At 43.9% G+C, this 16,215-nt stretch carries 14 protein-coding genes and 2 pseudogenes; 10 read left to right on the plus strand and 6 right to left on the minus strand.

Annotated elements, in window-relative coordinates; genetic code table 11:
- Positions 1–28: 28 nt before the first annotated feature.
- Both J5O05_RS01795 and J5O05_RS01800 read right to left on the minus strand, forming a co-directional pair.
- On the minus strand, positions 29–1,519 hold the full coding sequence (locus J5O05_RS01795) for a CoA-acylating methylmalonate-semialdehyde dehydrogenase (protein ID WP_208843345.1): 1,491 nt from the start codon (positions 1,517–1,519) through the stop codon (positions 29–31).
- A 78-nt stretch (positions 1,520–1,597) separates the two neighbouring features.
- Positions 1,598–2,776, minus strand: a complete 1,179-nt coding sequence (locus J5O05_RS01800) for a thiolase family protein (RefSeq protein WP_208843346.1) — start codon at positions 2,774–2,776, stop codon at positions 1,598–1,600.
- Between the two features lie 395 nt (positions 2,777–3,171).
- On the opposite strand from J5O05_RS01800, the gene J5O05_RS01805 reads away from it, so the two are divergent.
- The 8 genes and pseudogenes from J5O05_RS01805 to J5O05_RS01840 all read left to right on the plus strand — a co-directional run bounded on the left by J5O05_RS01805 (position 3,172) and on the right by J5O05_RS01840 (position 11,533).
- Complete coding sequence (locus tag J5O05_RS01805; RefSeq protein WP_208843347.1) at positions 3,172–3,567, plus strand: MerR family transcriptional regulator; 396 nt, start codon at positions 3,172–3,174, stop codon at positions 3,565–3,567.
- 24 nt (positions 3,568–3,591) lie between these two features.
- Positions 3,592–4,767: an isovaleryl-CoA dehydrogenase gene (locus J5O05_RS01810; protein ID WP_208843348.1), complete on the plus strand. Its 1,176-nt coding sequence runs from the start codon at positions 3,592–3,594 to the stop codon at positions 4,765–4,767.
- Between the two features lie 9 nt (positions 4,768–4,776).
- Entirely contained in the window at positions 4,777–6,384 is a 1,608-nt protein-coding gene (locus J5O05_RS01815) for a carboxyl transferase domain-containing protein (protein ID WP_208843349.1), read from the plus strand.
- Positions 6,385–6,395: 11 nt separating this feature from the next.
- Positions 6,396–7,179: pseudogene (locus J5O05_RS01820) on the plus strand (enoyl-CoA hydratase-related protein).
- 10 nt (positions 7,180–7,189) lie between these two features.
- Complete coding sequence (locus J5O05_RS01825; protein WP_208843350.1) at positions 7,190–9,136, plus strand: acetyl/propionyl/methylcrotonyl-CoA carboxylase subunit alpha; 1,947 nt, start codon at positions 7,190–7,192, stop codon at positions 9,134–9,136.
- The gene (locus J5O05_RS01830; RefSeq protein ID WP_208843351.1) at positions 9,136–10,038 is read left to right on the plus strand and encodes a hydroxymethylglutaryl-CoA lyase; all 903 of its coding nucleotides are present in this window, start codon (positions 9,136–9,138) and stop codon (positions 10,036–10,038) included. Before J5O05_RS01825 ends, J5O05_RS01830 begins: the two co-directional genes overlap by 1 nt.
- Positions 10,039–10,163: 125 nt before the next feature.
- Positions 10,164–10,862: a CoA transferase subunit A gene (locus J5O05_RS01835; protein ID WP_208843352.1), complete on the plus strand. Its 699-nt coding sequence runs from the start codon at positions 10,164–10,166 to the stop codon at positions 10,860–10,862.
- An 11-nt stretch (positions 10,863–10,873) separates the two neighbouring features.
- The gene (locus J5O05_RS01840) at positions 10,874–11,533 is read left to right on the plus strand and encodes a CoA transferase subunit B (RefSeq protein WP_208843353.1); all 660 of its coding nucleotides are present in this window, start codon (positions 10,874–10,876) and stop codon (positions 11,531–11,533) included.
- A gap of 155 nt (positions 11,534–11,688) precedes the next feature.
- Here the strand turns inward: J5O05_RS01840 and J5O05_RS01845 are convergent, their stop codons facing one another.
- Positions 11,689–12,585, minus strand: a complete 897-nt coding sequence (locus J5O05_RS01845) for a LysR family transcriptional regulator (protein WP_208843354.1) — start codon at positions 12,583–12,585, stop codon at positions 11,689–11,691.
- A 94-nt stretch (positions 12,586–12,679) separates the two neighbouring features.
- Between J5O05_RS01845 and J5O05_RS01850 the strand changes: the two genes are divergently transcribed.
- The gene (locus J5O05_RS01850; protein ID WP_208843355.1) at positions 12,680–13,261 is read left to right on the plus strand and encodes an FMN-dependent NADH-azoreductase; all 582 of its coding nucleotides are present in this window, start codon (positions 12,680–12,682) and stop codon (positions 13,259–13,261) included.
- 26 nt (positions 13,262–13,287) lie between these two features.
- On the opposite strand, the gene J5O05_RS01855 is transcribed toward J5O05_RS01850, so the two are convergent.
- From J5O05_RS01855 to J5O05_RS21560, 3 genes are read right to left on the minus strand one after another with little or no spacing between them, the layout of a single operon-like run.
- Complete coding sequence (locus tag J5O05_RS01855; RefSeq protein WP_244369735.1) at positions 13,288–13,707, minus strand: GNAT family N-acetyltransferase; 420 nt, start codon at positions 13,705–13,707, stop codon at positions 13,288–13,290.
- Entirely contained in the window at positions 13,652–14,350 is a 699-nt protein-coding gene (locus tag J5O05_RS21555) for an EAL domain-containing protein (protein ID WP_244369737.1), read from the minus strand. Before J5O05_RS21555 ends, J5O05_RS01855 begins: the two co-directional genes overlap by 56 nt.
- Positions 14,301–15,311, minus strand: a complete 1,011-nt coding sequence (locus J5O05_RS21560; RefSeq protein ID WP_244369738.1) for an EAL domain-containing protein — start codon at positions 15,309–15,311, stop codon at positions 14,301–14,303. The genes J5O05_RS21555 and J5O05_RS21560 overlap by 50 nt, the downstream gene beginning before the upstream one ends.
- Before the next feature lie 216 nt (positions 15,312–15,527).
- On the opposite strand from J5O05_RS21560, the pseudogene J5O05_RS01865 reads away from it, so the two are divergent.
- A pseudogene (locus J5O05_RS01865) lies at positions 15,528–16,173 on the plus strand (pseudouridine synthase).
- The last annotated feature ends 42 nt before the right edge of the window (positions 16,174–16,215 follow it).

Raw genomic sequence — 16,215 nt, forward strand, 5'->3', positions numbered from 1 at the left:
GCAACGTGTGTTGCCCTTTAAAAACGTTTTAACGTAAATTGATGCTCATATTAGGACCTGTTACCACTTCATCATCGAACCAACGTGATGTGATGGTTTTCGTCTCTGTGTAGAAGCGAACACCTTGCTTACCATATGTGTGTTGATCACCGTAGAATGAGTTTTTCCAGCCAGTGAATGAGAAGAAAGGAAGTGGCACTGGAATTGGGATGTTGATACCAACTTGACCCACTTCGATTTGCTGCTGGAATTTACGCGCTGCTGCACCGCTTGCAGTAAATAGCGAAGTACCGTTACCGTAAGGGTTACGGTTAATCAGCGCGATAGCTTCATCTAACGTGTCCACAAATACACAGCTTAAAACTGGGCCAAAGATCTCTTCTTTGTAGATTGCCATGTCTTCCGTTACGTCGGTGAAAAGTGTTGGACCAACCCAATTACCAGACTCATAACCTTCAACTGTAAAGTTAGAACCATCAACAAGGCAGGTTGCACCTTCCTCTTTTCCACTTTGGATTAGAGAAAGGATGCGCGCTTTTGCTTGAGGTGTTGTTTGTGGACCGTAGGCCGCTTCAGGATCATTCCAAATGCCTGGGCGAACGTTCTCAAACCCTTTCTTAATGTCTTCGACCCATTCTTTTGCGCTACCAACGAACACAGCAACTGAAATACCCATACAGCGTTGACCACCAGCACCAACTGAAGCTCCAACAAGGTTGTTGACCGTTTGAGCTTTTGACGCATCAGGCATAATCACCATATGGTTTTTCGCCCCGACACACGCTTGTACACGTTTTTTATGTTGTGTGCCTTTGCTGTAAATGTAGTGACCGACATTACAAGAACCAACGAACGACACCGCTTTAATTTCTGGCGCTTCAAGTAATTGGTCTACTTGGGCTTTCGTACCATGAACAACTTGCAACACGCCTTTTGGTGCGCCTGCTTCTTCAAATAATTCAACCAAACGCATTGGCGTAAGTGGATCTTGCTCTGACGGCTTAAGAACGAACGTGTTACCACAAACAATCGCCATCGGGAACATCCAAAGTGGGATCATTGCAGGGAAGTTGAATGGCGTAATACCAGCACAAACACCAAGCGGTTGGGTATACGAGTACGTATCAATATTGCGTGCTACATTCTCAACCGTTTCGCCCATCATCATCGCTGGCGCGTTCGCCGCTTGTTCTACAACTTCAATACCACGCCAAACATCACCTTTCGCGTCTTCGAATGTTTTGCCTAGTTCGTGACAGATAATTGTTGCAATTTCCTCTTGATGTTCCTTTAGTAAAGCTGCGTACTTCATCATAATACGCGCGCGTTCAGGCACAGGAACATGACGCCACGTTTTAAACGCTTCTTGAGCGGAATGAATTGCCGCTTTCACTTCTGCATCTGTTGCACAAGGTACTTTAGCCAGAACTTCCTGATTTGCTGGGTTTACAACATCAATCCACTGTTCAGATTGTGACTGTGTAAACTCACCGCCGATGTATAATGGTACGTGGTGCATGAGCACTCCTCCCCGGATAACTTGATGACAAAGCGCCGCGTAGTATTTTTATAGAGCGGCGCTTGAAGATTGGTTTATTTAGATTTCAACCGCCAATGCAACGGCTTCTCCACCGCCGATACAAAGCGACGCAACTCCTTTTGACAGTCCGCGATTACGGAGTGCATGGATAAGCGTGACTAAAATACGAGCACCGCTTGCACCAATAGGATGGCCTAACGCACAAGCGCCGCCGTTAACGTTTACTTTGCTTGCATCTAAATGCATTTCGTTGATTGCAAGCATAGTGACCATAGCAAACGCTTCATTGATTTCCCAAAGGTCTACATCGCCTGTCGTCCAACCGGCTTTTGCCAGAACTTTTTCCATCGCACCAACGGGTGCAATCGTAAATTCAGCTGGTGCTTGAGAATGCGTTGCGTGTGAAACGATTTTACAAAGCGGTGTTAATCCGTGCTTTTTAGCTTCAGATTCACTCATAAGGATTAGTGCTGCCGCGCCGTCAGAGATTGATGAAGAGTTTGCAGCCGTAATCGTACCGTCTTTTTTAAATGCTGGACGTAATGACGGAATTTTATCTGGACGTGCATTTCCAGGTTGTTCATCCGTATCGACAACCACTTCGCCTTTGCGTGTTTGCAAAGAAACTGGCGTTACTTCGTTTTTGAACGCACCGGTTTCAATTGCAGAATTCGCTTTGGTTAACGAACTAAGCGCAAATTCATCCATATTTTCGCGAGTAATACCATATTGGTCTGCAGTGTCTTGCGCAAAACAACCCATCGCTTTATTGTCATATGCGTCTTCTAAACCATCAGCCATCATATGGTCTTTAATTTCACCGTGGCCCATACGGAAACCACCACGTGCTTTTGGTAGGAAGTAAGGCGCATTTGACATGCTTTCCATGCCGCCAGCAATCGCACTGTTAATCGAACCTGCTTTAATCAAATCGTGGGCCAACATAGCGGCTTTAAGTCCTGAACCACATACTTTATTGATAGTGGTCGCGCCCGTAGAGCGAGCAAGTCCTGCATGTAACATGGCTTGACGCGCTGGTGCTTGGCCAAGTCCCGCAGGTAAAACACAGCCCATGATGACTTCATCGATTGCGTCGTTAGCAAGACCTGTTTCTGTAAGAACACTCTTAATCGCCGTAGCACCTAAATCGGTTGCTGCCGCGTCAGTTAATGCCCCCATGAAACCACCCATAGGGGTACGTTTTGCGGCTACAATCACTACAGTTTCGTTACTCATTGTTATCTCCTGTTCAACAATTTATGTTTTTCACTCGCTTTTCCTTTACTTACAAACTGCTAAGTAGTTGAATAGAGACTAGCAGTTCGATATTGCAAGTTCGTGGCGAAAAACACATTGCTGCGAATCACTTATGCTTTAGATGTTTTGAGCATACCTAATATTTACGTTTACGCCAACGTAAATCTAAAATCAACAAAATCGCGGCGTATTAAAGTGTAAACTTTGCTTGCCCTTTTATGTCAGATTTTCCAGACATAGCGAGGGTTTCAACTGCACTTTGTTGCAAAAAACTTCTCTCAATGCCGACCAAAGTATTAATTACACCCTTTACTTTACCTTTACGTAAACTTCACTTATATTGGTCCTATCAGTAGTAAAGGTGCAACTCGAAAATGAAGCAAGACTTAAACGAACCAACATATTCAATCAGTGATCTCGCGAAAGAATTTGACATTACAACCCGCAGTATTCGTTTTTACGAAGACCAAGGTTTGCTGTCTCCGGTAAGACACGGACAAACACGCATATATTCAAAACGCGACAAAGTACGTTTGAAGCTTATATTACGTGGTAAACGTTTAGGATTTTCACTCGCTGAAACAGGGCGTTTGTTTGAGTTGTACGATGCAGATAAAAGTAGCGCTAAACAACTTCGTACGATGCTGGACCTAATTGAGCAAAAGAAAGCCGATTTAACACAGCAAATGGATGATATTAAAGTGGTATTGATGGAATTAGTGACGGCTGAACGCCGCTGCCGCGATACTTTAAAGAATGTAGAAAAATAACCTCTCACACAGGATAGAGCACAGATGAGTACCGTATCATTATTCAAAGAGTTAAATTTTGGTTTAGGCGAAACAGCAGATATGATCCGCGACCATGTAAATGAGTTTGCGAGCAATGAAATTGCGCCTATTGCTGAAAAAACCGACCACGAGAATGCGTTCCCAAATCACATGTGGCCAAAATTCGGTGAGATGGGTTTACTTGGTATTACCGTAGCTGAAGAGTTCGGTGGTTCAGGACTTGGTTATTTAGAACACGTTATCGCCATGGAAGAGATAAGCCGTGCAAGTGCTTCTATTGGTTTAAGTTACGGTGCGCATTCAAACCTGTGTGTTAACCAGATTAACCGTAATGGCAATCAAGCTCAAAAAGAGAAATACCTCCCAAAACTGATTAGCGGTGAGCATATTGGCGCGCTTGCAATGAGTGAACCTAACGCAGGTTCTGATGTTGTCTCTATGAAGTTGAAAGCAGAAAAACAAGGCGATAAATTCATTCTTAATGGCAATAAAATGTGGATCACCAATGGTCCTGATGCCGATGTTTTCGTTATTTATGCAAAGACCGACATTAATGCAGGGCCTAAAGGTATCACCGCCTTCATCGTTGAGAGAAATTTCCCTGGCTTCTCAACAGCACAGAAATTAGACAAGTTAGGTATGCGCGGTTCAAACACGTGTGAACTTGTCTTCGAAAATTGTGAGGTTCCTGCTGAAAACATTCTTGGCAACTTAAACGAAGGCGTTAAAGTGCTTATGAGCGGTCTGGATTACGAGCGTGTAGTACTTGCTGGTGGCCCTCTTGGGATCATGCAGGCGTGTATGGATGTCGTTGTACCTTACATCCATGAACGTAAACAATTTAATCAGTCTATCGGTGAATTCCAACTTATTCAGGGCAAAATCGCCGACATGTACACACAAATGAATGCAGCGCGTTCGTACGTTTATACTGTAGCGAAATCTTGCGACCGCGGTGAAACCACGCGCAAAGATGCTGCGGGTGCAATCCTTTATGCTGCAGAGCTTGCAACAAAAATGGCGCTCGATGCGATCCAAATTCTAGGTGGTAACGGTTACATCAACGAATACGCCACGGGTCGCCTACTTCGTGATGCTAAACTTTACGAAATTGGCGCCGGTACATCAGAAATCCGCCGCATGCTGATTGGTCGTGAGTTATTTAACGAAAGTCGCTAAGGATTAGCCATGACGGTATTGAATTCATCGGTCAACATTCATGACCCGATATTTAAAGAAAAAGAAAATGCGATGGCAGCGCTTGTAGCTGACCTTCGCGACAAGGTTTCAACGTTAGCGCAAGGTGGCGGTGAGGAACTCATTGCTCGACACGAAAGCCGTGGAAAGCTTTTCGTTCGAGACAGAATTGAAACACTACTCGATGAAGGTTCGCCTTTTTTGGAAATCGGGCAATTTGCCGCGTTTGGTGTTTACGAGCAAGACATTCCGTGTGCTGGTGTTGTTGCTGGTATAGGGCGTGTTAAAGGCATTGAGTGTATGATTGTAGCTAACGACGCGACAGTTAAAGGCGGCACTTACTTCCCTATCACGGTCAAAAAGCATCTCCGAGCACAAGAAATCGCTGAACGTTGTCACTTACCTTGTATTTATCTAGTGGATTCAGGCGGCGCGAACCTACCAGAACAAGATGAGGTTTTCCCGGATAAACTACATTTCGGTCGTATTTTCTATAATCAAGCGCGCATGTCTGCCAAAGGCATTCCACAAATTGCGGTGGTGATGGGCTTATGCACGGCAGGTGGTGCGTATGTACCCGCGATGGCCGATGAAAGTATTATCGTTAAAAACCAAGGGACTATTTTCCTCGCGGGTCCGCCTCTTGTAAAAGCGGCTACGGGTGAAGAAGTTAGTGCTGAAAATCTGGGTGGCGCTGATGTACATTGCAAAGTTTCTGGCGTTGCAGACCATTACGCTGAGAATGACGCCCATGCACTTTCAATTGCACGCCAATGTATTTCTCGTTTAAACCATGTCCGCCCTACTTCGCCAATTCTAAAAGAAGCGAAAGCACCAAGGTACGACATTCGTGAAATCTATGGCATTGTCGGAACAGACCTTAAAAAACCATTCGACGTACGTGAAGTCATTGCGCGTATTGTAGACGATTCGCAATTTGATGAATTTAAGCGTTTCTTCGGAGAAACACTCGTGACCGGTTTTGCTGAGATATTCGGACACCCGGTCGGTATTGTCGCAAATAATGGCATCTTGTTCTCTGAATCTGCACAAAAAGGTGCTCACTTCATCGAACTTTGTACACAGCGTAATATTCCTCTCATTTTCTTACAGAACATTACTGGCTTTATGGTAGGACAGAAGTACGAAGCGGAAGGTATTGCAAAACACGGCGCGAAAATGGTTACTGCCGTTTCGTGTGCGGACGTTCCTAAGTTCACTGTGCTTATTGGTGGCTCTTATGGGGCTGGTAACTATGGTATGTGTGGTCGAGCTTATGAACCCACCATGATGTGGATGTGGCCAAATGCGCGTATTTCGGTCATGGGTGGAGAACAAGCGGCTGGCGTATTGACGCAAGTACGTCAGGATGGTCTAGCTCGTAAAGGCCAAGCAATGAGTGAATCTGAAGTCGCTGAATTTAAAAAGCCAATTATCGAACAATATGAGCGTCAAGGTCACCCTTACTACGCAAGCGCTCGCCTGTGGGATGATGGCATTATCGACCCTGCAGACACACGTACCGTGCTTGGGCTTGCACTTGAGGCCGCTGCGAATGCGCCTAAGCGAGAGTCGAAGTTCGGCGTTTTCCGTATGTAAGGAAGCATGGTATGTCAGTTACATTAACAATTACAAAAAGCAAAGTGGCGATTTTATTACTAAGTCGCCCTGAAAAACACAACGCCTTTAACAGTGAAGTGATTGCCGAACTTATTAAAAATATCGAATACGCGAGCACCTTAGACGTCCGCGCATTGGTTTTTAAAACCGAAGGAAAGCATTTCTCGGCAGGCGCAGACCTCGCTTGGATGAAGTCCATGGCAGACAATAACTATGAAGAAAACGTAGCAGACTCGATGGAGTCTCGCGCGTTTGATGAATGTGCTTGCCAATTGCCCACATCCAACCGTGTGTTTAGTACAAGGTGCTGCGTTTGGCGGCGCACTCGGTTTGATCGCGTGCTGTGATATCGCAGTAGCGACGCCCGATGCAAAGTTCTGTCTAAGTGAAGTAAAGCTCGGCCTAATTCCTGCGGTAATTAGCCCTTATGTTATTCGCGCAATCGGTGAGCGACATGCTCGTCGCTATTTTTTAACTGCCGAAGTTTTCGACTCGGAGCAAGCCCTTTCAATGGGATTACTGCACGCCATCAGCGAAGATTTGTCGCTAAGTCAAGCGCATTTCATTGACACAATTCTGAATAACGGACCGATGGCGGTGAAAAGCGCTAAGTCGTTAATCAACGAAGTTGCGGGCTTCGCAATCGATGATTCGTTAATTCGTCATACTGCAAAACGCATTGCTGAAATTCGCGTCAGTGCTGAAGGTCAAGAAGGTTTAAGCGCCTTTTTTGAAAAACGAAAACCAACTTGGCAACACGACGCTGAGCAATAAGGAAATCGGTATGTTAAAGAAAATTTTAATTGCTAATCGTGGTGAAATCGCCTGCCGAGTTATGAAAACGGCTAAGTCACTCGGTATGACGACTGTGGCGGTGTACTCTGATGCTGATGCCAATAGTCAACACGTAAAAATGGCCGATGAAGCCTACCATATCGGCCCTGCACCAACGAAAGACAGCTACTTAGTTGCGTCGAAAATTTTAGAAGTAGCAAAACGAGCTGGCGCCGATTGTGTTCACCCAGGCTATGGATTCCTATCTGAAAACGATTCGTTTGCTAATACGTGTGAAGAAGTGGGCATCGTCTTTATTGGCCCTCCTACGTCTGCTATCGAAGCAATGGGTTCAAAAACGCGCGCTAAAGAAATTATGGCTGAGGCGAATGTACCGTTAGTTCCTGGCTACTATGGTCAAAACCAAGATACTCAATTCCTCGCTAGTGAAGCCGAAAAGATTGGCTATCCTGTTCTTATCAAGGCCGCGTTTGGCGGTGGCGGAAAAGGCATGCGTGTAGTGCGAGCCGCTGCTGACTTTATCTCAGCCTTAGAGGGCGCTAAACGAGAAGCAAAAGCCAGTTTTGGTAACGATTTAGTACTCATTGAACGTTTCGTCGATAAGCCACGTCACGTCGAAGTCCAAGTGTTTGCAGACAATCATGGAAACGCGGTGTATTTAGGTGACCGCGATTGTTCTTTGCAACGCCGCCATCAAAAAGTCATTGAAGAAGCACCAGCTCCTGGACTAAGCGCTGAATTACGAAAAGCAATGGGTGAAGCCGCAGTACGTTGTGCTCAAGCAATCAACTACCGTGGTGCGGGTACAGTTGAATTCCTATTATGTGGAAATGAATTCTTCTTTATGGAGATGAATACTCGTCTTCAGGTCGAGCACCCAGTAACTGAAATGGTCACGGGACAAGACTTAGTCGCATGGCAAATACGTGTTGCCAATGGCGAAAAACTGCCTCTAACACAAGAACAAATTACCCTGTCAGGCCATAGTTTCGAAGCGCGTATTTACGCTGAAGATCCGACAGAAAACTTTATGCCTTGTTCAGGCACGTTATCCTGTTTGACTTTCCCTGCGGAGGCATTTGGTGTACGAATAGACACGGGCGTGCAATGTGGCGACGAGATAAGCCCCTTTTATGACCCGATGATTGCTAAACTGATTGTTCATGGTGAAACACGCGAAGTCGCACTCAACAAATTGAGCCATGCACTTGAGCAAGTACATTTAAGCGGCCTAAAAAGCAACATCGCTTTTCTACATCATTTGGCGAATCATGGTACGTTTAAAGCGGGTGCGCCAGATACGCATTTTATCGACACGCAAACTGAGGTGTTAACGCACTTTGCTGTGCCAGAAAGAACCATGACTGAGTTAGCTGCACTTGCGTACGTTTTACATCAAAATCCCTGCAAAAAAACACCTTGGAAAAATATCGGATTTCGACTTAATCAAAATGCGGTGATCAAAATCCCATTTGTTGATGTAAAAACACTCGCAACACGTGTCGAGGAAGCCTGGCATTTAGATATTGCTGGCGACAATGTCATCGCACAAGGTCAATTGGATGGACAAATACTGAGTGCGTCGATTGACGGTAAAAAATTGACGGCTCATGTTGTCTTGAATGAAGAATCAATCACGGTTATGTTTGGACCTCATCAATTTACCTTAGCGCTAAGTTCTAAACACTACGTCAGTGACCATGAGCATGAAGCTGCCCCCCTTGCCGCACCGCTTAATGGTACTGTTGTTAAGCATCTGCAGTCGGTCGGTACAAAACTGAAAAAAGGCGATCCTGTCGTTGTTATTGAAGCAATGAAAATGGAGTACACGCTAAACGCACCATTTGACGGCACATTGGCATCATATTGTTTCGCGGAAGGCGAATTAGTTAGCCATGGTGCGATGCTGGCCATAGTCGATGCGGAGGAAGCGTAATGGCTTACCCTGAAATGGTCCGAATCGTTGAAGTTGGTGCACGTGATGGTTTGCAAAATGAACAAAGCGTATCAACAGCACAAAAAATTGCCCTAATTGACGCCCTTGCTGGTGCAGGTCTCAAGAATATAGAGGCTGGTGCGTTTGTGTCACCTAAATGGGTGCCACAAATGGCGGATTCATTGGATGTAATTGCCGGCCTTTCTGTTCCATCTGATGTCGAGCTAAGTGCGTTAACCCCTAACGTCAAAGGCGCTGAACTCGCTCTTCAGTCTGGCGTAAAAGAATTCGCTATTTTTACTGCCGCCAGTGAAGCCTTTACGCAGAAAAACATTAATTGCTCTATAAGCGAAAGTATCGAACGCTTTATACCTGTGATGGAATTAGCTAAAGCGAACAATATACGTGTTCGGGGTTATGTTAGTTGTGTCGTAGGTTGTCCGTACCAAGGCGAAGTGCAACCAGAGCAAGTCCTTGATGTGTGTAAACAATTGTTGGCATTCGGCTGTTATGAAGTGAGCCTTGGTGACACCATAGGCGTAGGTACACCAAACAAAGTACAAAATCTGCTTTCACTTCTGCTCGCTAACATACCCAGAGACAAGCTGGCTGTGCATTTTCATGATACCTATGGACAAGCACTTGCCAACATTCACAAAGCCCTTGAGATGGGCATTAGTGTCATAGACAGTGCGGTTGCAGGACTCGGAGGGTGTCCATACGCAAAAGGGGCGTCAGGAAATGTTGCCACAGAAGACGTAGTATACTTACTCGAAGGACTTGGCATTTACACTGGAATTGATTTAGAAAGGCTTGCCAGAGCGGGATGGCAAATTTGCGATGCATTAAATAAAGCGCCTGTTAGCAAAGTTTCATTAGCATTAAAAAGTCAATGCGCATAATCTCGCTTGGTAAAGTTTCCGTGCGTTAAGCCCGACTCGGATTACGTCGAAAATCGTAGTGATTTGAGTAAAGCGAAGTCCCACAACGGGAAGTGCATAATAATAACTGTTTTAGGAGTGGTCTCATGGCCGGTTTCGATAAAGTAGTTTCGACCTACGAAGAAGCGATGTCTGGTTTGAAAGATGGCGATACGATTATCGCTGGTGGTTTTGGGCTTTGTGGTATTCCAGAAGGCTTGATTGCTGAAATCAAACGTTTAGGTACTAAAGATTTGACTGTAGTTTCGAACAACTGTGGTGTTGACGATTTTGGTTTGGGTGTATTACTTCACGACCGTCAAATTAAGAAAATCATTGCTTCCTACGTAGGTGAAAATGCCATTTTCGAACAACAATTGTTAGATGGCTTGTTAGAGGTCGAATTGACGCCTCAGGGCACTCTCGCTGAGAAAATGCGTGCTGGCGGTGCTGGTATTCCAGCGTTTTACACGGCTACAGGTTACGGTACGCCGATTGCCGAAGGGAAAGAAGTTAAAGAATTTAATGGCCGCCCATATATTCTAGAAGAATCGATTACGGGTGAATTCGCGATTGTTAAAGCATGGAAAGCAGATCGTTATGGAAATCTCGTTTTTCGCCACACAGCCATGAACTTTAATCCAATGGCTGCAACCGCCGGTAAAATTACGGTCGCAGAAGTTGAAGAAATCGTTGAGTCCGGCGAACTTGAACCATCACAAATTCATACACCAGGTATTTACGTTAATCGCGTTATCAAAGGTACGTTTGAAAAACGTATCGAACGTCGAACCGTTCGTAGCTAAGGAGAATAAAAATGGCATTATCTCGTGAACAAGTAGCTATGCGTGTTGCTCAAGAGCTTCAAGACGGCTTTTACGTAAATTTAGGCATTGGCATCCCTACCCTAGTTGCTAACTATGTGCCTGATGGCATTGAAGTTATGCTTCAATCCGAGAATGGTTTGCTCGGTATGGGTCAATACCCGACAGAAGCAGAATTAGACGCTGATATGATCAACGCGGGTAAAGAAACCGTGACAACTGTCAAAGGTGCAGCTATTTTCAATAGTGCTGAGAGCTTTGCAATGATCCGTGGAGGTCATGTAGACTTGACGGTTCTAGGTGCATTTGAAGTTGACCAGCACGGTAACATCGCCTCGTGGATGATCCCTAAAAAGCTAATTAAAGGCATGGGCGGCGCGATGGACTTAGTTGCTGGCGCGCAGAATATTATCGTCACCATGACACACGCAAGTAAACATGGTGAATCCAAATTACTTGAGCAATGTTCGTTACCCTTAACTGGTGTAAATTGCGTTAAAAAAATCGTGACTGATTTAGCGGTTTTAGAAGTAAAAGATGGCGCGTTTTATTTGCTAGAACGCGCACCAGGTGTTAGTGTGGATGAAATTATCAGCAAAACAGCGGGTAAGCTAATTGTTGAAGGCGACATTCCAGAAATGACGTTCGCATAGTTAGATAATTTCAGTGCGGTAGTAAAAAACACGAACACCATGTACCGTCCTCATTCCCAGTGCCTTAGGCGCTGAGTTACCCAAAACCCCTCGCAAGAGGGGTTTTTTTTATATTATTTCTATGTCGTTCGCTGCTTACTGTAAAGACGCTTTCGCTATCCAGCATTGGGACACGACAAACTAAGGTGCCTCAACTCGCCGATAAAGCATCGTGCTGCAGGACTCAACCTATCGCCATCTTTAAAAACTAAATACAACTGAGCGCGTCTCGTGCTGTTGTGTTCAAGGTGAAGTGGAAGTAAATCGCCCTGTTCTAGTGCATTAGCAATGGCTGGTTTTGGCAGCCACGCAAAACCCAATCCATTTTTGATCATATCCACTGATGTTGATAAGTGACTAACCGTCCAGCGCTGCTCTGCACCCAACCAACCAGAATCTCGCTTCTCCTGCGTTGCAGAATCACGGATAACAATTTGACGATAGAGTTTCAGATCTTCGAGCGTAACCTCTCGTTGAAGTTGATGCAGTGGATGAGATGGGCTTGCCACCGCAATAAAATCAAGTTCACATAATTCTTCACTGAATCCCTCCATTAAAGGCTCTGCGGCAATCGCAATGTCGACTTTGTCGTTTTCAAGCAATTCCGACGAGCCATTTAAGATAGTCTCAATAAGTTCGATGCGAAGCAGAGGAAATTGCGCAGACGTTGTCTCGAGACTTTTATACAGAAGTTCGTTCGGCAATACTTCGTCAACAGCAATTCTAAGAATGGTTTCAATACCTTCTGAAAGTGTCACACCAACAGCTTCTACTTTGGCGGCCTCGTTAAGTAAGTAGTTGGCGCGACGAAGCATCATTTCTCCAGCTTCCGTTAACAAAGTTTTTCGCCCTTCTACTTTGAAAAGTTTAACATTTAAAGCTGATTCTATTTTTTGTACTGCAGTATGAATGCTGCTTTGACTCTTATGCACATTTGCAGCAGCTTGATTGAATCCACCAAATTCAACCACCGCTTGAAACATACGCCACTGTTCTAATGTTACTCTTAGCATCGTTCTATAAATCCGAATAAATCTAGCGCTTTTTGCAAATATTAATCTATCAAATTCGAAATACAATAGGTTCAAACACTAATTGGAGTTCATCATGAAAAAGATTTTAGCGATTAAAAGTTCGATCAATGGCGCAAACAGTATTTCAAACAAACTTATTGACGAAGTATTGTCATTAAATGACAACTCAAATACGACGGTACGAGATTTAGGGGCTGCACCACTGCCTCACCTATCTCAACACGAAATGGGGGCTTGGATGGCCACTGTGGATCAAATAACACCTGAGCAACGTGAATTGAAAGCGATTTCTGATGCGGTTGTTGAAGAAGTTAAAGCCGCTGATGTCATTTTGATCGGTCTACCAATGTACAACTTTGCTGTACCTTCTAACTTTAAAAGTTGGATTGATCGTTTAGCCCGAGCGGGTGTTACATTTAACTATACTGAAAATGGACCTGTGGGTTTATTGGACGACAAGCCTGTTTATGTGATTGCGACTCGCGGTGGTAAGTATCATGGAACACCGATGGATTCACAAACGCAATTTATAAAAGACGTATTTGCATTTGTCGGGTTAAAAAACGTGAATTTTGTTTACGTGGAAGGACTCGCGATGGGCGAAGCGGACACAGCGATTGCAAACGCTCAATCCGCTTTATCAATAGCACTCTAAGCACAAGGCTGGGTTTTAACCAGCCTTCAATTCATATAGATGTCAGGAACATTTATTTGCATAAATGGTTTGGCATCCACAACAGGCGTAAAGTTATACTTTTCATAAAGGCCATGCGCGTCTCTTGTGGCCAGCATAAAACGTCTCAACCCCTGAAGGTCTGAATGTGCCTGAATATAATCCATCAATTTGACTGAAAGACCTTGGCCTCGATGGCTGTCAACTATAAATACATCAGCTAGATAGGCAAATGTCGCCTTGTCCGTAATAACGCGAGCGAAACCGACTAATTGTTCATCCTTAATAATGGCAAAAGATAGACTGTTTTCGATGGCTTTTTGAATTAATTCTTTTGGGATGCCTTCACACCAGTAGGTTTTTGATAAGAAATTATGAATAGTGTTTAGATGTTGAAGAATGACTGTTTTGTTTTCTGTTATGTTCAATTCCGTTTTCCTGCTGACAATCGTGCTTATTAATTTCATTAAAGAAGTTAATGAAATCTCCACCTTTCAACGGTTTAGAATATAGCCAGCCTTGATGAATGTAAACGCCTTTTTCTGTAAGATAGTGTTGCTGAGTCGCTGTTTCAACGCCCTCTGCTATTAACTTTTTACCCAGTTTATTTGCCATATCGATAATGGCATCCAACACCGGAGCTTGTAAGTTTGCCAGTCCGATAGACGCAACAAAACTTTGATCAATTTTAAGTAGATCGATTGGGAATTGTTGCAAGTATTGCAAGCCACTATAGCCCGTACCAAAATCGTCAATCGCGATTTCAATCCCCTGCTCACTTAGCAGCAACAACTGTTGCCTACTTTCCGCTTCGTTTAATACGTCGCGCTCGGTGAGCTCCAAAGTCACTTTGGGGAAATAGCTGGCTGCTTTTAGCACCGCTTGTCGATATTTCTGGCTAAACAACAAATATCCATTTGCGTTCAAAGACAGTTTAAAATCACTTCCCAAGTCCTCTTTCGACGGCAAATCTCTAATTGCGTTATCAATTTGTTTGATTGATAACTCGAGAATGGAACCATCACGCTCTGCCTCTGGAATAAAATAGGCTGGACCGAGTCTCGCCTTCAATCGGATGCATCCAACGCATTAGCACTTCTGCTCCAATCACCTTCCCGGTACTGTTATCGACAAAAGGCTGATAAACGTTATAAAACTCATCATTTTGAAGCGCTTCCAAAATTTGTGCTTTAGTGTTCCGATTCAGTAAGTCTAAGTAATTCAAACCTTTAACAATGGCATAAAAGAAACCAATAAAGAGTAAAAAAGCAATGACTAGCCAATTATGGTTCCAATGAATAAGCTGCTTGTCATCAATAGCGATAACCAGCCCAAGTGACGGCAACGCACTAAACTTACTAATAAATAGATATTTACTTTGTAAATCGTCAAATTGTCCTGTGTATTCCAAGGATTCAATTTCAATTGGGAAAAGCGCATGTTCAAGTGGCAAACTATAGGTACCATGCTTAAAGATTGGCACGCCAGTCAGCATATCGACGATAGCAACATAACTTACGTGCGTCGACTCAGGCAACTTAATCATATTTGCAAACCAACCCGTGGGAATGAGTGCATTGACTTCAAAATGGTCTTTGCGTGTTCTTGCAATGACAAACGAAGAAGCACCTAAATAATCGCTGATTATCGGACCGTAGTAACGCAATTGATACTCTTTGATTGGACTTGTAGTTTGTACTGGCGGAGATAAGCGACCAAATGAATTGCAAATCAACATTCCATGTTCATCGACTATCCCAATTTCACTCATTGCAGGGTGTTCAAATACCGCTCGGCGCATAAAATTGAGCGTAGGTTCTTCACATTGAGGGGAAAGCACATCGTCACGTTGAATTGAGTTCCGAATGTCTTCTAACTGAAGGTTTACATCCTGAACCATTTTGAGACTTAGTTCTTTGATATTCTGCTGATTACTTTGCTTGACTTGATTAAAACTGAACAAACCAATGCATAGGAAAAGAAAGCAGGTAATCGCTAGGGCAATAAATGTATTTGCATTTTTCCTAGTCACGCGCTTGCCTTTTCAATTTCTGGTTTAGCCGTGGAGGGTAAAAAAAGTATATTACAATGATATTACAGTGAGACCTAATTTCGGTAAATCGCATAACTATTAATGCTTTATACGCAATTTAGTTACACCCTGTTACGACATTGGATTTAGCTTTGCTTTTTATACTCTCAATTAATTTTTGGTATACTTCACTCATTCAACTTAAGCGAAGTAACTATGTTTCCAAATAGACAACCAAAACACGTTCAATCGAATAAAAAAAATACAAACAAAAACACAACTCGTCTGCAAAATAATAAACCGAAAGTAGCACCGGCGGATGTAAAGATTGTTCTATTTAACAAACCATTCGATGTGCTTTGCCAGTTTACTGATGACCAAAATCGGAAAACCTTAGCCGATTTCATCGACATCAAAGATGTTTACGCGGCAGGTCGTCTTGACAGAGACAGTGAAGGCCTTTTACTGCTCACAAATTGTGGCGTGCTGCAAAATAAATTGACTGCACCTGGGAAAAAAACAGAAAAGACGTATTGGGTTCAAGTCGAAGGTGCCCCTAGAGAAGAAGACATCAGCCCACTTAGAACGGGTGTTCAGCTCAACGATGGGAAAACACTACCCGCAAAAGTGCGAGTGATGGATGAGCCGCAAATATGGGCGCGAATGCCCCCCATCCGAGAAAGGAAGAACATCCCCACAACATGGCTTGAAATAAAAATTATCGAAGGTCGTAATCGCCAAGTAAGGCGTATGACAGCACATATTGGGTTTCCAACACTCAGACTTATTAGAGTCCCAAATCGGCGAATATAAATTAGGGGACTTGGCAAGCGGCCAATACCAGATCCTAAGTTTAGGCTAAATTGAAGGCCAGTTTGGTTTTATTTCGAGAAAGAATGCGTGC

It is taken from the genome of Pseudoalteromonas xiamenensis (genome assembly GCF_017638925.1).
In the GTDB taxonomy this organism is placed as follows: Bacteria; Pseudomonadota; Gammaproteobacteria; order Enterobacterales; family Alteromonadaceae; genus Pseudoalteromonas; species Pseudoalteromonas xiamenensis.

What these genes read in the sequence shown, in the direction of transcription:
- J5O05_RS01850 (WP_208843355.1), top strand. Translation starts at nt 12,680, where the DNA reads ATGAAAAAGATTTTAGCGATTAAAAGTTCGATCAATGGCGCAAACAGT.
- J5O05_RS01805 (WP_208843347.1), top strand. Translation starts at nt 3,172, where the DNA reads ATGAAGCAAGACTTAAACGAACCAACATATTCAATCAGTGATCTCGCG.
- J5O05_RS01835 (WP_208843352.1), top strand. Translation starts at nt 10,164, where the DNA reads ATGGCCGGTTTCGATAAAGTAGTTTCGACCTACGAAGAAGCGATGTCT.
- J5O05_RS01815 (WP_208843349.1), top strand. Translation starts at nt 4,777, where the DNA reads ATGACGGTATTGAATTCATCGGTCAACATTCATGACCCGATATTTAAA.
- J5O05_RS01795 (WP_208843345.1), bottom strand. Translation starts at nt 1,519, where the DNA reads ATGCACCACGTACCATTATACATCGGCGGTGAGTTTACACAGTCACAA.
- J5O05_RS01810 (WP_208843348.1), top strand. Translation starts at nt 3,592, where the DNA reads ATGAGTACCGTATCATTATTCAAAGAGTTAAATTTTGGTTTAGGCGAA.
- J5O05_RS01825 (WP_208843350.1), top strand. Translation starts at nt 7,190, where the DNA reads ATGTTAAAGAAAATTTTAATTGCTAATCGTGGTGAAATCGCCTGCCGA.
- J5O05_RS01840 (WP_208843353.1), top strand. Translation starts at nt 10,874, where the DNA reads ATGGCATTATCTCGTGAACAAGTAGCTATGCGTGTTGCTCAAGAGCTT.
- J5O05_RS01845 (WP_208843354.1), bottom strand. Translation starts at nt 12,585, where the DNA reads ATGCTAAGAGTAACATTAGAACAGTGGCGTATGTTTCAAGCGGTGGTT.
- J5O05_RS01800 (WP_208843346.1), bottom strand. Translation starts at nt 2,776, where the DNA reads ATGAGTAACGAAACTGTAGTGATTGTAGCCGCAAAACGTACCCCTATG.
- J5O05_RS01830 (WP_208843351.1), top strand. Translation starts at nt 9,136, where the DNA reads ATGGCTTACCCTGAAATGGTCCGAATCGTTGAAGTTGGTGCACGTGAT.